Below are 12726 nucleotides of genomic sequence, written 5' to 3' on the forward strand. Positions count from 1 at the left end.
AGAACGCATCGGAGGATTGTCCGCCCCGGTCTGCCTGGCGGTTTAATGGACGTTCGGAAAGCGGATATCATGATAGCCTTGGTAAAGAAGGTGCAGGCTGAGGCCGAGCATGATCAGGACGCCAACCCAGCCCAGCCAGCGCATCCGCAACAGGAGGGTGGGCGTATGGATGACGCCGACCGTGATGATCACGAGGGAAATGACGAGCCCGACAATGAGGATGATGTGGTGATGGATGGACACACAGGCGATGGCGAGAATATTGTCCAATCCGAGGGCGAGGTCCGCAATGATGATCTTGGGAATGGCCTCGGCCAGGCTGGTTGAGTGGCTGCTTGTCTCTTCCGGGACGGGGGACGTGAGGGCACGGTACAGTGTCCAGCTTGTCCAGAACAGCAGAACGCTGGCTACAAGTTTCGTGTAGGAAAAAATGAGGAGATCACTGAGGATCAGGGTCAGCCCGATCCTGAGAAATGCAGCCAGAGCCGTGCCGAAGATCAGAGCCTGCCGCCTGTAGCGCCGTATTTCTGCCTGTGTCTCGGAGGACTGGAAATTCTCATCGGTTCCGGTTGGTCTGATGCTGTCTATGATCCTCTTGAGGATGATCACGTTATAGCCGCTGAGGGCCAGATTCAGGAGGATGGTCAGACAGACCATCACGATGAAATGGAAAAGAGACATGATCACACGATCGTATTTGCAGTGTCCGGCCTGCCTTTGTCGGCCCTCCATTATAGCCAGAAATGTTTTCTGATGCAGTAAAATGATTTCTCCGGAGAAGATTGATAAAGACGGTTCTGCTTCCCTTCCTGTAAAAGCCGGTCTCTTTTCGCTGTCGGCTCTGGCAAGAGGGTACTGTTTGGGGTAAGCAGGGCTGGATTGCTTTTTCTGCAGGAGTTACGTCATGGTTCCCCGCTATTCGCGTCCTCGGATGACGGCCATCTGGTCACCGGTCAACCGTTACCGCATCTGGTTCGAGATTGAGGCTCTGGCCTGTGAGGCGCTTGCCAAGAGAGGGGAGATTCCGGAAGAAGCTGCCAGGATCATCCGCACGAAGGGTGATGAGGCCATGGCGGCATTCTCCGATGCTGATGTGGCCCGGATTGATGAGATTGAAGCCGAAACCCGCCATGACGTCATCGCCTTCCTGACATGGCTGGCAGAAAAGGTCGGACCGGAGAGCCGTTTTGTCCACATGGGCATGACATCTTCTGATGTCCTGGATACCTGTTTGGCCGTGCAGCTGACGCAGGCAGCCGATATTCTCCTGGAGGACATGGACATCCTTCTGGCTGCACTGAAGAAGCGTGCCCATGAGCACAAACATACCGTCACCATCGGGCGCAGTCACGGCATCCATGCTGAACCGATGAGCTTCGGTCAGAAGCTGGCCGGGCATTATGCCGAGTTTGCCCGCAACCGTCGCCGTCTTGAGGTGGCCCGTGAGGAAATCGCCGTCTGTGCCATTTCCGGTGCGGTGGGTACCTATGCCCATATCTCTCCCGAGGTGGAAGAATATGTGGCCAGTCATCTGGGGCTGAAGGCGGAGGCTGTCTCCACGCAGGTGATCCCCCGTGACCGTCATGCGGCTTTTTTCTGCGCTCTGGGCGTGATCGCCAGCGGGATCGAGCGTCTGGCAACGGAAGTACGGCATCTCCAGCGCTCTGAGGTGCGTGAGGCAGAAGAATTCTTCCATGCCGGGCAAAAGGGCAGCTCGGCCATGCCCCACAAGCGGAACCCGGTCCTGTCCGAAAACCTGACGGGCTTGGCCCGTCTCATCCGCTCTTATGTCACTCCGGCGCTGGAGAATGTGGCCCTGTGGCACGAGCGTGACATCAGCCATTCCTCTGTGGAGCGGAACATCTGCCCGGATGGGACGGTCACGCTGGACTTCGCCCTGGCCCGCCTGTCCGGGATGATGGAGAAACTGGTGGTCTATCCAGACCAGATGCTTGCCAATGTGGAAAGCCTTGGTGGCGTGGTCCATTCTGGCGAGGTGCTGCTGGTTCTGGCCCGTGCTGGCATTTCCCGGGAGGATGCCTACCGGATCGTCCAGCGTGCCGCCATGGCAACATGGACGAAGCTCGGTACGCCAGAAGGCCGGACATTCCGTGAAAATCTGGAGGCTGATCCCGAGGTGGCCGGACGGGTCGAGAAGGCCGTGCTTGATGATGCTCTGGATCCCGCACGGCATCTCCGTGCAGTGGACCAGATATTTGCCCGCGTTTTTGGCTGAACAGCAGGGCCGGAGCTGCCGGCCTGATCTCAGGCTCGTCTAAGGGCGTCCAGCTGTGCTAGGCTGCCCGGACGACCTGTAGGTGCATCGATTAAGGATTGAATGACATGGCTCGCCGTCGTCAGATTTATGAGGGAAAAGCCAAGATCATTTTTGAAGGGCCGGAGCCGGGAACGGTCGTCCAGTACTTCAAGGATGATGCAACGGCAGGCAATGGGGCCAAGAGTGGCGTCATTACGGGCAAGGGTGTTCTCAACAACAGGATCAGCGAATATCTGATGCAGCGTCTGGGGGAGCTGGGCATTCCCACCCACTTCATCCGCAGCCTGAACATGCGCGAACAGCTGGTGCGGGAGGTGGAGATCATTCCGCTGGAGGTCGTGGTCCGCAATGTTGTGGCAGGGTCCCTTTCCAAGCGTTTTGCCCTGCCTGAAGGTGAGCGTCTGTCCCGGACCCTTGTGGAATATTATTACAAGAATGATGCGCTGAATGACCCGCTGGTTTCCGAAGAGCATATTGCCACATTCGGCTGGGCGCATCCGCAGGAGCTTGAGGAAATCCAGAGCCTCGCCCTGCGGGTGAACGACTTCCTGTGCGGCCTGTTTACGGGTGTCGGGATCACGTTGATTGATTTCAAGCTGGAGTTCGGTCGTCTCTGGCAGGGGGACGAGATGAGGATAGTCCTGGCTGACGAGATTTCACCAGACAATTGTCGTCTGTGGGACAGCCGGACACAGGAGAAGATGGACAAGGACAGGTTCCGTCGGGACATGGGTGGCGTCGGTGAGGCCTATCAGGAAGTGGCACGTCGTCTGGGTATCCTTCCGGAACATGGCCAGGCTGAAAGCGTAGCTGCGGAGAGTGTGTGATGAAGGTTAGGGTGTTTGTTTCTCTGAAGGACGGTGTGCTGGATCCGCAGGGCAAGGCAGTAGAGCATGCGTTGCATTCTCTCGGGTTCGAGGGGGCATCTGATGTGCGGATCAGCCGTGTGGTGGATCTGTGCGTGAAGACTGACAGTGCAGAGGCGGCCAAGGAGAAGGGAGCTGAAATGGCTCGTGCTCTTCTGGCCAATGAGGTGATTGAGGATTTTCGGGTAGAGGTGGTTGGATGAAAAAGTCTGTTCGGCAGACAGGGCTTGCCCTGTTTTTCAGCATGGCATGCGTGTTCTTGGGGACTGCGGCTCACGCTCAGCGTATTTCATCTCTTTCAGGCGCTGAGCTGGAAAAGTTCTGCCAGAAAGAGTCCAAGCGGGCTGCCTGCGGGTCCTATCTGGCCGGTGTGGTCGATGGTGCTGCCTGGTCGCAGAGTTTTGGGGCTCTGGTCGGGGCACGCCCTGCGACGGCTTTCTGTCTGCCTGCGGGGATCAAGGGTATTCAGGTCCGGTCGCTTGTTGTCGGCTGGTTGGCTGGTCATGATGGCGTGGCCGCCCAGCCTGCCGGACGGGCCGTCTATCAGGCCCTTCATGCCAACTATGCCTGCCCTACGGGCATGGCCGGCATGTATGTTGAACAGAGGGCTGAAGCGCAGAATATTTCTTCTCTGCCGGGACGTGGCCTCGTCTCCATGTGCACGCATGAGAGTGGCCTGCTCGCCTGTGACGGCTATCTGGCCGGAACGATGGACAGTGAGGTCTGGGCCCGCAATTATTCCACGGTCGAGGGAGTCCATACACCGGTGGCTTTCTGTGTCCCGAAGGAAATCCGGGGAGCCCAGCTCCGGGCTTTGGTTGTCGGGTGGTATGCTGGTCATGAAGATGCCATGAACGAACCCGCCGGGCGTGGCATCTACCGGGCCCTGCATGACAACTATCCGTGCTCTTCCACGATACGGCCCATCGCCTCGGCACCAGCGGCTCAGTAGAGGACAGTAGACAGTCAATGAAAACAGGTATCGTCGTTTTTCCGGGCACCAATCGGGAGCGCGACATGGCTCAGGCCTTCCGGGTGGTATCCGGCCGGACACCTCAGATGCTCTGGCATCAGCAGGATAGTGTCGAAGGGTTTGACCTGATCGTCCTCCCCGGTGGGTTCAGCTTTGGGGACTATCTCCGTAGCGGTGCCATGGGGGCTCATTCACCGATCATGAAAGCCGTGCGCCAGTTCGCCGAGAAGGGTGGTTATGTCCTTGGTGTCTGCAATGGTTTCCAGATTCTGACGGAAGCCCAGATGTTGCCGGGGGCGCTCCTGCGTAATGCGGGGATGCGCTTCCTCTCGCAGGACTGTCACCTGAAGGTTGAAGGCCGTGACAGCATCTTCACGTCTGGCTGGAAGCATGGTGATGTTTTCCGTGCACCCATGGCCCATGGGGACGGCAACTACACGGCTGCGCCAGACGTGTTGGACCGTCTGGAGGGAGAAGGCCGTGTCGCTTTCCGTTACTGCACCGCAGAGGGGCAGGTGAAGGACGGGGACGAGCACGTAAACATGAATGGCAGTGCCCGGTCCATTGCCGGTGTGCTGAGTGAGAACCGCCGTGTCTGTGGTCTCATGCCGCACCCTGAAAATCTGACAGAGGAGATCCTTGGCGGCACGGACGGCTTGCCGCTCTTTAACGGGATCATGGAGGCACTGGGCTGATGACAGCAGCACCTGTTGATATCGAGCTTGCACGCTCTTTCGGCCTGAAAGATGACGAATATGAGACGGTGCTGAACATCATGGGACGGACGCCGAGCCTGACAGAGCTTGGCATTTTCTCCGTCATGTGGTCGGAGCACTGTTCCTACAAGTCATCCCGTCTTCACCTCAAGACATTGCCCACCAAGGCTCCATGGGTCATCCACGGTCCGGGTGAGAATGCCGGTGTGATTGATATTGGAGAAGGCTTGGCCGCCGTCTTCAAGATGGAAAGTCACAATCATCCGTCATTCATTGAACCCTATCAGGGAGCCGCAACGGGTGTTGGTGGTATCCTGCGTGATGTGTTCACCATGGGGGCCCGCCCCATAGCCAACCTGAATGCCCTGCGCTTTGGTGATGCCTCCCACAAGGATACCAAGCGTGTGGTGGATGGTGTCGTGCGCGGTATTGGTGGTTATGGCAACTGCATGGGGGTACCGACCGTTGGCGGTGAGGTGAACTTCCATTCTTCCTATAACTGCAATCCGCTGGTCAATGCGATGACGGTCGGGATTGCCCGGCAGGACCGTATCTTCCTTTCAGCTGCGGCAGGTGTGGGTAATCCTGTTGTTTATGTCGGCTCCAAGACGGGGCGTGACGGGATTCATGGTGCCACCATGTCTTCAGCGGAGTTTGATTCCGAATCAAGCTCCAAACGTCCGACCGTGCAGGTGGGGGACCCCTTCACCGAGAAACTTCTGCTGGAGGCGTGTCTGGAGCTGATGGCCACCGATGCGGTGATTTCCATTCAGGACATGGGGGCAGCGGGCCTGACTTCATCTGCCGTGGAAATGGCCAGCAAGGGTGGTGTCGGGATTGATCTGGAGCTGGATCATGTCCCGCAGCGTGAGCCCAACATGCATGCCTATGAGATGATGCTTTCCGAGAGTCAGGAACGCATGCTCATGGTGCTGCGTCCTGACAGAACGGAAGAAGCTCGCCGGATTTTCGAGAAGTGGGAACTGGATTTTGCCATTGTCGGAAAGCTGACTGACAGTGGACGCATCATCGTGCGGCATAATGGAAAGGTTGAAGCGGATATTCCTCTCGGTCCGCTGGCCGATGAGGCTCCGATCTATGACCGGCCTACGGTGGTGTATGAACGGCAGCCTGCTCTGGTGGCGCCTGCTGATCCATGTGGAATAGAGGCAGGACTCTGCCGCCTTCTGGCGGGTGCCAATGGGGCCTCCCGTGCCTGGATATGGAACCAGTATGACAGCGGCGTGGGCGGGCAGACTGTCCAGCGTCCTGGTGGGGCTGATGCGGCCATCGTCCGGGTGGAAGGGACTGACCGTGCTCTGGCCATGACGACCGACTGCACACCACGGTACGGTCAGGCTGATCCGTATGTTGGGGGAGCTCAGGCCGTGCTGGAAGTGTGGCGGAACCTGACAGCCACAGGTGCCACACCATTGGCCATGACGGACAATCTCAATTTTGCCAGCCCGGAAAATCCACGTATCATGGCGCAGTTCGTCGAGGCTGTGAAAGGGATTGGCGATGCGGGGCGTGCTCTGGACTTCCCGGTCGTCAGCGGCAATGTCTCCCTGTATAATGAGACCCGTGGTGATGATGGTTCGGTGACGGCCATTCAGCCAGCTCCTGTGATTGGTGGTGTCGGTGTTCTGGATGATGTCCGGAAGGCCGTTGGTCTGGCCATGCCGCAGGACGGTGAGCTTCTTCTGGTTGGTGAGACCAGGGGGGAGCTGGGTCAGTCCATCTGGCTGAAGGAAATCCTGGGTCGTGAGGAAGGGGCCCCGCCGGCTGTTGATTTTACGGCAGAGCGGCGCAATGGCGACTTCGTGCGTGAGCAGATCCAGAAAGGTCTTGTCGAAGCCTGTCATGATGTGTCAGACGGCGGTCTGATCGTTGCTTTGGCTGAGATGGCCATGGCAGGTGACAGGGGATGCATCCTTGAAAAAGGACCGGCCGGACTGGCGGAGCATGTCTACTGGTTTGCTGAGGATCAGGCCCGGTATGTATTGGCCACGAAGCAGGCTGATGCAGTGCTGGAGGCTGCACAGGCGGCTGGTGTACCGGTATCCCGCTTGGGCCGTATCGGCGGTGATGTGTTGAAGCTTGATGGCGTCATGGCGGTATCGGTTGAACATCTCCGTAAGCAGCATGCCTCTTTCTTCCCCCGTTTCATGGGGCAGAAAGAGGAGGATGCTCCGGTCGTGCATCTGGATGAAATATCCTGAGGAAACGAAGAGTAAGGAGGCTTCGACCATGATGACAGCAGAAGAGATAGAGAAGACCCTCCGGGCTGCTTTTCCTGATGCCGAGATTGTGGTTGAAGACCTCGCAGGTGATGGCGACCATTTTGCCTGTGAGGTCGTCAGCGAGGCATTTCGTGGTGTGCCACGGGTAAAGCAGCACAAGCTGGTTTATGAAGCTTTCGGGGACCGTGTCGGAACAGAGCTTCATGCTCTGGCCGTCAAGACACGTATTCCTGGTTGATCGAGAGGACATGATCAAATGAATGAGGCTGTTTTTCAGACCATCCAGTCCCTGGTGGACAAGAATCCCGTCATGCTCTTCATGAAGGGCGACAAGCAGTTTCCGCAATGTGGGTTCTCTGCTCGTGTTGTGCAGATTCTTACCCATGTGGGTGTGGATTTTGAAACGGAGAATGTGCTGGAAAGTCCGGAGATGCGTCAGGGTATCAAGGATTTTTCCCAGTGGCCGACAATTCCACAGCTTTATGTGAAGGGTGAGTTCATTGGCGGGTGTGACATCGTGACGGACATGTACCAGAGCGGTGAGCTGGAGAGCCTTCTGGCAGAGAAGGGCCTGCTGAAAAACGGGGACTGATTTCAGAGCAGGGTAGTCCTCATTAAATAAAGGTCAGCGTAGGCTTCCAACGTTGCTTTCTTCATCCTGTTGTGATTAGAGTTACCCATTATTTGTAGAATGAGGTCCATCCCTGTTGTAGCGGCTTGGGGTAAAGGTGGAGGGTTGATGACATGGTGAAATCCCTTAAGGGAGGGGTTCTTTTTGGGCTTCTGGGGTTTGTGGGGCTGGCGTCTGCTTCTTCTGCCCATGCAGATCGTATCCTGACAGAGCATGAGGCGAGCAAGCTGACATTCAGTGCGCTCATCGCCCCGCCATCGGCCTTTCATCATGTGACGGTTGCCCGTCGGGCAGCGTTCCATGCACGTGGCGCTGTGCCGCCCCGTCTGGCCGCTTCACATTATCATCGGGCTGTTGCTGTCCGGACCGTGGCTTTCCATGGCCATGTTGTCAGCAGGCATCAGCGGAATACGCATCATCGCCGCGGGTGAGCCTGTCTCCCTGTGAGCATGAAAATGGGAAACCCCGCAGGCTGAATTGGCCTTTGTGGGGTTTCTTTTTGTTCGGATGAAGTGGTCAGTATAGACGGAGGGCATCCTCTATCTGTTCAATGCGTCCCGTCTTATCGATGACCAGCACATCCAGCCGGGTATTGGGGCGCTGCCAGTCTGGTCTTGTCTCGAGAATGAAGGCAAAAGCCCGGAGCAGGCGTTGGCTCTGTTGGGGCGAAAGAGCGTACCGGGCTTCGCTCAGGGTTGTGCGTTGCTTGACCTCAATGGCAAGAAGCCACTCATTATTGGCGACAAGGAGGTCGATTTCTCCGCAGGGAGTTCGTAGCCTTCTTGCCAAGGGGGTATACCCTTGTCTGGCCAGAAATTCTGCAGCAGCATCTTCAGCCTGTTTACCTGCCTGATAGGCCAAGCTACCCCGCTTCCTGCGGTGAGGAGGCGGGGTGAGAGAAGATGGTTTAGCGGGCACGCAGCAGACGGGCTGCTTCGACAGCAAAATAGGTGAGGATGCCGTGGCAGCCGGCACGACGGAAGGCCATGAGACTTTCCAGAATGGTCTTCTCACGGTCCAGCCAGCCATTCTCAATGGCGGCCATGATCATGGAATATTCACCGGAGACCTGGTAGGCGAATGTCGGTGCGGCAAAACTGTCACGCACCCGGCGGATGATGTCCAGATAAGGCATCCCTGGTTTGACCATGATCATGTCGGCCCCTTCTGCAAGGTCCATGGCAACTTCGCGCAGGGCTTCATCACTATTGGCGGGGTCCATCTGGTAGCTTTTCTTGTCTCCGCCGAGCAGGGCATCGGAGCCCAGAGCGTTGCGGAACGGACCGTAGAATGCAGATGCATACTTGGCTGCATAGGCCATGATGCGGGTTGTCTGGTACCCATTTTCATCCAGCGTGGAGCGGATGGCCCGGACGCGCCCATCCATCATGTCGGAGGGAGCAATGATGTCGATGCCGGCCTCTGCCTGGTTGAGGGCCTGTTTGCGAAGAACCTCAACGGACTCATCATTCAGAATCTGTCCATCCCGTACTAGGCCATCATGCCCGTGGGAGGTGTAGGGGTCCAGAGCCACATCCCCGACGAGAGCAAGCCCGGGATAGGCGGCTTTCAGTATCCGGGCAGCACGGCACATCAGGTTGCTGGGGTTCAGGGCTTCCGTTCCCATCTCGTCACGTTTTTCCATGGGCGTGACGGGGAAGAGAGCGACAGCTGGTATGCCCAGCTCGACAGCGGGGCGGACATGCTCCGCTAGCAGATCGAGACTCACACGTTCCACGCCCGGCATGGCCTGTACTTTCTGACGCTGTTTTTCGCCCTCACAGACAAAAATTGGCCAGATCAGATTATCGACATGCAGGTGTGTTTCGCTGACAAGGCGGCGTGTGGCGTCGTCGTGACGATTGCGACGCAGGCGGGTGTGAGGAAAAGAATGTATCATCATGCAGGCATGATGCCTGTTGAAATCCCGTATGACCAGACCCCTTAAAAAAAGCCACCCTCGCAGGAGGGTGGCTTCATGGAGGAGATGGTGGCTTTCAGTGGTGTGTATGTTTGAGGCGGCTGCGGTGCAGACCATAAACGGCGTAGATTCCAAGGCCGACCAAGAGCCAGAGGGCCAGCCTGATCCATGTCATGATGTCCATGGAAAGCATGACGGTTCCGCAGGACAGGATACCGAGGATGGGGACGAGGAATGGCCCCCCCGGTGTCTTGAAGCGACGCACTGCATTCGGTTGACGGAGGCGCAGGACCATTACACCGAAACAGACAATGATGAAGGCGAGCAGTGTCCCGATGGAGGTCATCTTGCCAAGGATGTCGATGGGCAGGCAGGCTGCCAGAATGCTCGCCACCACGGCTGTGATAATATGTGAGGACCACGGTGTCCGGCTGCGTCTGTTCAGGGTTTCGAAGAGGGAGGGAAGAAGGCCGTCTCTGGCCATGGAGAGACAGATGCGGCTTTGGCCCATGAGCAGCCCATAGATGACGGAGATATACCCCAAGGCTATGCCGAAGGTTATCAGGGCAGAGAACCAGGGGATATGCAGGCTGTGCAGGACCGTGGCGACCGGGTTGGGGTCATGCAGCATGGCCCGGTAATTGACGACACCGACAATCACGAAGGAAAAAATGGCGTAGATGACGGCGGCCAGCACCAGGCTGCCCAATACGCTCAGGGGGATGTTGCGCTGGGGGTTGTGGCTGTCCTGCGCCGCTGTGGAGACAATATCAAAACCGATATAGGCGAAGAAAATGAGCCCCGCAGCCCGCATTACGCCACTTGCGCCGAACTGTCCGAACTGCCCTGTATTGGCCGGAATGAAAGGGTGCAGGTTGGCAGCGCTGATGTGTGGCAGGCAGATGACCGTCACGCTTCCGATAATCAGCAGCTTGAGAGCCACGATGGCCATGTTGATCTTGCTGGAGCCCCTGGTGCCACACATCAGCAGGCAGGTGACGGCGCAGATGATGAAGACGGCAGGAGCATTGAACCAGGCGCGGACGAACTGCCCGTCCGACGTCATGATGGAGGCACCGGTAGGGGCCAGCAGGCGGGGATCCAGCGAAATGCCGATTTCATGCATCAGGCTGGCAAAATAGCCTGACCAGCTGGCTGCTACCGTGGAAGCGTTTACTGTATATTCTAGGATAAGATCCCAGCCGATGATCCAGGCGATACCTTCCCCCATGGAGGTATAGGCGTAGGTGTAGGCGGACCCGGCCTCGGGAATCATTCCGGCGAGTTCGGCATAGCAGAGACCGGCAAAAGCGCAGGCAATGGCGGCGATCATGAAGGAAAGCGTCACGGCAGGGCCGGCATACTGCCCTGCGGCCACGCCCGTCATGGAGAACAGGCCAGCACCGACAGTGACACCAACACCCAGGGCAATCAGCTGCCACGGCCCCAGTACACGATGTAGCCCTGTTTCGGGGGCTGCCGCCTGGGATATTGGTTTGGTACGCCAGAAAGGCCGTCTCATGTACTTTGCTCCACGATGTTTCGGTGTCGTCCAGAACAGGAGGACGGCCGTTCAGCCGTTCGTCCTGAGATGACTGTGCCGTATGCTATAAGCGAAATAGATGACAGCACCAATGACCAACCAGATAATTAGACGCATCCATGTGATCAGGCTCATGGAGAGCATGACACTGCCGCAGGAGATGATGCCCAGGCAGGGGATCAGAAGCGGCCCTCCGGGCAGGCGAAAGGTGCGGGGCGCATCGGGAGATGTGAAACGCAGGGCGATGACACCTGCGCAGACAATCACGAAGGCTGTCAGGGTTCCGATGGATGCCATGTTGGCCAGCACATTGATGGGCAGGCAGCAGGCCAGTACGCCACTGACAAGGAAGCTGAGCATGTGGCTGGGCACCGGCGTATGGCTTTTCGGGTGCATCCGGCGGAAGAAGGTGGGCAGCAGGCCATCCTGGGACATGCTCATCAGGATGCGGCTCTGGCCCATCAGCAGGCCATAGACGACAGACACATAGCCCAGACAGATGCCGCCTTTGATGAGCAGGCTGAGCCACGGGATGTTGACGACATCCATGACGGTAGCCACGGGGCTGGGGTCATGGGCGAAGTGGTGGTAGTCCACCACGCCAACCAGCACGGCCGATACGATGACATAGACGGTTGCACAGATGATCTGGCTGCCCAGGATGGCGAAGGGCATGGAACGCTGGGGGTTCTTTGTGTCCTGCGCCGCCGTGGAGACGATGTCGAACCCGATATAGGCGAGAAAGGCCATCCCGGCTGCCCGCATGACACCACTGAAGCCAAAATCCCCATAATGTCCTCCGTTGGGGGGGATGAAGGGATGAAAATGGGCCAGTTGGACATAGGGGATGCAGGCAACGGTCAGGCCGACCAGCACGCAGATTTTGATGCCCACGATGAGCGCATTCATCCAGGAGGATTCTTTCATGCCCCGTGTCAGCATGATGGTGACCAGCCAGAGGATGAACAGGCAGGGAGCATTGAACCACGCATGGGCCTTGTGGCCGTCGGGCAGTTCAACCAGCGTCATGGGCGGGTTCAGGAGCCGTGGATCGATGACAATGCCCCAATCCCGGAGGAAGGAGGTCATGTAGCCGGACCAGCTGGAGGCAACGGCCGCCGTGCTGACGGTATATTCAAGGATCAGGTCCCACCCGATGACCCAGGCAACGAATTCACCGAGGGCGGCATAGGCGTAGGAGTAGGCCGATCCGCCAGAGGGGATCATGCCTGCCAGTTCGGCATAGCAGAGACCGGCAAAGCTGGCGGCAACTGCAGCGATGAGGAAGGCGAGCGGAATGGCCGGGCCGGCATAAAGTCCTGCTGCCACACCTGTGAGGGAAAAAAGACCGGCCCCTATGGTTACACCCACTCCAATGGCGATGAGCTGCCACGTCCCGAAGATGCGCTTCAGTCCGGTGGATGGAGGAGTGGAAGAGGTGATGGCCTTTTTGCGCCACAGGGATGACATCATGGGGAAGAAGATCTCATGTCCGGTCGTTTCTGGTCTGCCCCGGATGCGGTATCCTTTGCGGGGAACCGCATCCAGGGTAATC

Annotated in this window: 14 protein-coding genes; 9 read left to right on the forward strand and 5 right to left on the reverse strand. The window is 57.8% G+C overall.

All coding sequences use genetic code 11. The features are described from left to right. Nucleotides 1–42: 42 nt before the first annotated feature. Nucleotides 43–681, reverse strand: coding sequence for a TerC family protein (locus tag DTQ13_RS08395; RefSeq protein ID WP_227449634.1), 639 nt, complete (start codon nucleotides 679–681; stop codon nucleotides 43–45). Between the two features lie 223 nt (nucleotides 682–904). Between DTQ13_RS08395 and purB the strand changes: the two genes are divergently transcribed. From purB to DTQ13_RS08440, 9 genes are all read left to right on the forward strand, one after another. Continuing rightward, entirely contained in the window at nucleotides 905–2236 is a 1332-nt protein-coding gene (gene purB, locus DTQ13_RS08400) for an adenylosuccinate lyase (protein WP_081563103.1), read from the forward strand. A 107-nt stretch (nucleotides 2237–2343) separates the two neighbouring features. Next, nucleotides 2344–3105, forward strand: coding sequence for a phosphoribosylaminoimidazolesuccinocarboxamide synthase (purC, locus tag DTQ13_RS08405; protein WP_043560324.1), 762 nt, complete (start codon nucleotides 2344–2346; stop codon nucleotides 3103–3105). Beyond that, complete coding sequence (gene purS / locus DTQ13_RS08410; RefSeq protein WP_043560321.1) at nucleotides 3105–3347, forward strand: phosphoribosylformylglycinamidine synthase subunit PurS; 243 nt, start codon at nucleotides 3105–3107, stop codon at nucleotides 3345–3347. Before purC ends, purS begins: the two co-directional genes overlap by 1 nt. Further along, a complete protein-coding gene (locus DTQ13_RS08415) occupies nucleotides 3344–4096 on the forward strand; it encodes a Rap1a/Tai family immunity protein (protein WP_052349075.1) in 753 nt (250 codons plus the stop codon). Before purS ends, DTQ13_RS08415 begins: the two co-directional genes overlap by 4 nt. A gap of 17 nt (nucleotides 4097–4113) precedes the next feature. After that, nucleotides 4114–4812: a phosphoribosylformylglycinamidine synthase subunit PurQ gene (gene purQ, locus DTQ13_RS08420; protein WP_043560318.1), complete on the forward strand. Its 699-nt coding sequence runs from the start codon at nucleotides 4114–4116 to the stop codon at nucleotides 4810–4812. Next, the gene (purL, locus tag DTQ13_RS08425; protein WP_248460552.1) at nucleotides 4812–7055 is read left to right on the forward strand and encodes a phosphoribosylformylglycinamidine synthase subunit PurL; all 2244 of its coding nucleotides are present in this window, start codon (nucleotides 4812–4814) and stop codon (nucleotides 7053–7055) included. Before purQ ends, purL begins: the two co-directional genes overlap by 1 nt. Nucleotides 7056–7086: 31 nt before the next feature. Next, nucleotides 7087–7314, forward strand: a complete 228-nt coding sequence (locus DTQ13_RS08430) for a BolA/IbaG family iron-sulfur metabolism protein (RefSeq protein WP_081563465.1) — start codon at nucleotides 7087–7089, stop codon at nucleotides 7312–7314. 18 nt (nucleotides 7315–7332) lie between these two features. Then, the gene (gene grxD / locus DTQ13_RS08435) at nucleotides 7333–7668 is read left to right on the forward strand and encodes a Grx4 family monothiol glutaredoxin (protein ID WP_043560315.1); all 336 of its coding nucleotides are present in this window, start codon (nucleotides 7333–7335) and stop codon (nucleotides 7666–7668) included. 152 nt (nucleotides 7669–7820) lie between these two features. Beyond that, nucleotides 7821–8138: a hypothetical protein gene (locus DTQ13_RS08440; protein WP_248460553.1), complete on the forward strand. Its 318-nt coding sequence runs from the start codon at nucleotides 7821–7823 to the stop codon at nucleotides 8136–8138. A gap of 85 nt (nucleotides 8139–8223) precedes the next feature. Here the strand turns inward: DTQ13_RS08440 and DTQ13_RS08445 are convergent, their stop codons facing one another. The 4 genes from DTQ13_RS08445 to DTQ13_RS08460 all read right to left on the reverse strand — a co-directional run bounded on the left by DTQ13_RS08445 (nucleotide 8224) and on the right by DTQ13_RS08460 (nucleotide 12644). After that, nucleotides 8224–8496, reverse strand: coding sequence for a YraN family protein (locus tag DTQ13_RS08445; protein WP_248460554.1), 273 nt, complete (start codon nucleotides 8494–8496; stop codon nucleotides 8224–8226). 118 nt (nucleotides 8497–8614) lie between these two features. Then, nucleotides 8615–9610 (reverse strand): porphobilinogen synthase, encoded by a 996-nt coding sequence (gene hemB / locus DTQ13_RS08450; protein WP_043560310.1) that lies wholly within the window; start codon nucleotides 9608–9610, stop codon nucleotides 8615–8617. A 94-nt stretch (nucleotides 9611–9704) separates the two neighbouring features. Beyond that, nucleotides 9705–11150: an amino acid permease gene (locus tag DTQ13_RS08455; RefSeq protein WP_081563106.1), complete on the reverse strand. Its 1446-nt coding sequence runs from the start codon at nucleotides 11148–11150 to the stop codon at nucleotides 9705–9707. A 51-nt stretch (nucleotides 11151–11201) separates the two neighbouring features. Continuing rightward, a complete protein-coding gene (locus DTQ13_RS08460; protein ID WP_043560304.1) occupies nucleotides 11202–12644 on the reverse strand; it encodes an APC family permease in 1443 nt (480 codons plus the stop codon). Between the last annotated feature and the right edge of the window lie 82 nt (nucleotides 12645–12726).

Origin of the sequence: Parasaccharibacter sp. TMW 2.1888 (genome assembly GCF_023167265.1) — a bacterium.
In the GTDB taxonomy this organism is placed as follows: domain Bacteria; phylum Pseudomonadota; class Alphaproteobacteria; order Acetobacterales; family Acetobacteraceae; genus Bombella; species Bombella apis.

Coding starts and splice junctions, on each gene's coding strand:
- hemB (WP_043560310.1), bottom strand. CDS start 9,610: ATGATGATACATTCTTTTCCTCACACCCGCCTGCGTCGCAATCGTCAC.
- DTQ13_RS08430 (WP_081563465.1), top strand. CDS start 7,087: ATGACAGCAGAAGAGATAGAGAAGACCCTCCGGGCTGCTTTTCCTGAT.
- DTQ13_RS08440 (WP_248460553.1), top strand. CDS start 7,821: ATGGTGAAATCCCTTAAGGGAGGGGTTCTTTTTGGGCTTCTGGGGTTT.
- DTQ13_RS08415 (WP_052349075.1), top strand. CDS start 3,344: ATGAAAAAGTCTGTTCGGCAGACAGGGCTTGCCCTGTTTTTCAGCATG.
- grxD (WP_043560315.1), top strand. CDS start 7,333: ATGAATGAGGCTGTTTTTCAGACCATCCAGTCCCTGGTGGACAAGAAT.
- purQ (WP_043560318.1), top strand. CDS start 4,114: ATGAAAACAGGTATCGTCGTTTTTCCGGGCACCAATCGGGAGCGCGAC.
- purB (WP_081563103.1), top strand. CDS start 905: ATGGTTCCCCGCTATTCGCGTCCTCGGATGACGGCCATCTGGTCACCG.
- DTQ13_RS08455 (WP_081563106.1), bottom strand. CDS start 11,150: ATGAGACGGCCTTTCTGGCGTACCAAACCAATATCCCAGGCGGCAGCC.
- purS (WP_043560321.1), top strand. CDS start 3,105: ATGAAGGTTAGGGTGTTTGTTTCTCTGAAGGACGGTGTGCTGGATCCG.
- purC (WP_043560324.1), top strand. CDS start 2,344: ATGGCTCGCCGTCGTCAGATTTATGAGGGAAAAGCCAAGATCATTTTT.
- DTQ13_RS08395 (WP_227449634.1), bottom strand. CDS start 681: ATGTCTCTTTTCCATTTCATCGTGATGGTCTGTCTGACCATCCTCCTG.
- DTQ13_RS08460 (WP_043560304.1), bottom strand. CDS start 12,644: ATGATGTCATCCCTGTGGCGCAAAAAGGCCATCACCTCTTCCACTCCT.
- purL (WP_248460552.1), top strand. CDS start 4,812: ATGACAGCAGCACCTGTTGATATCGAGCTTGCACGCTCTTTCGGCCTG.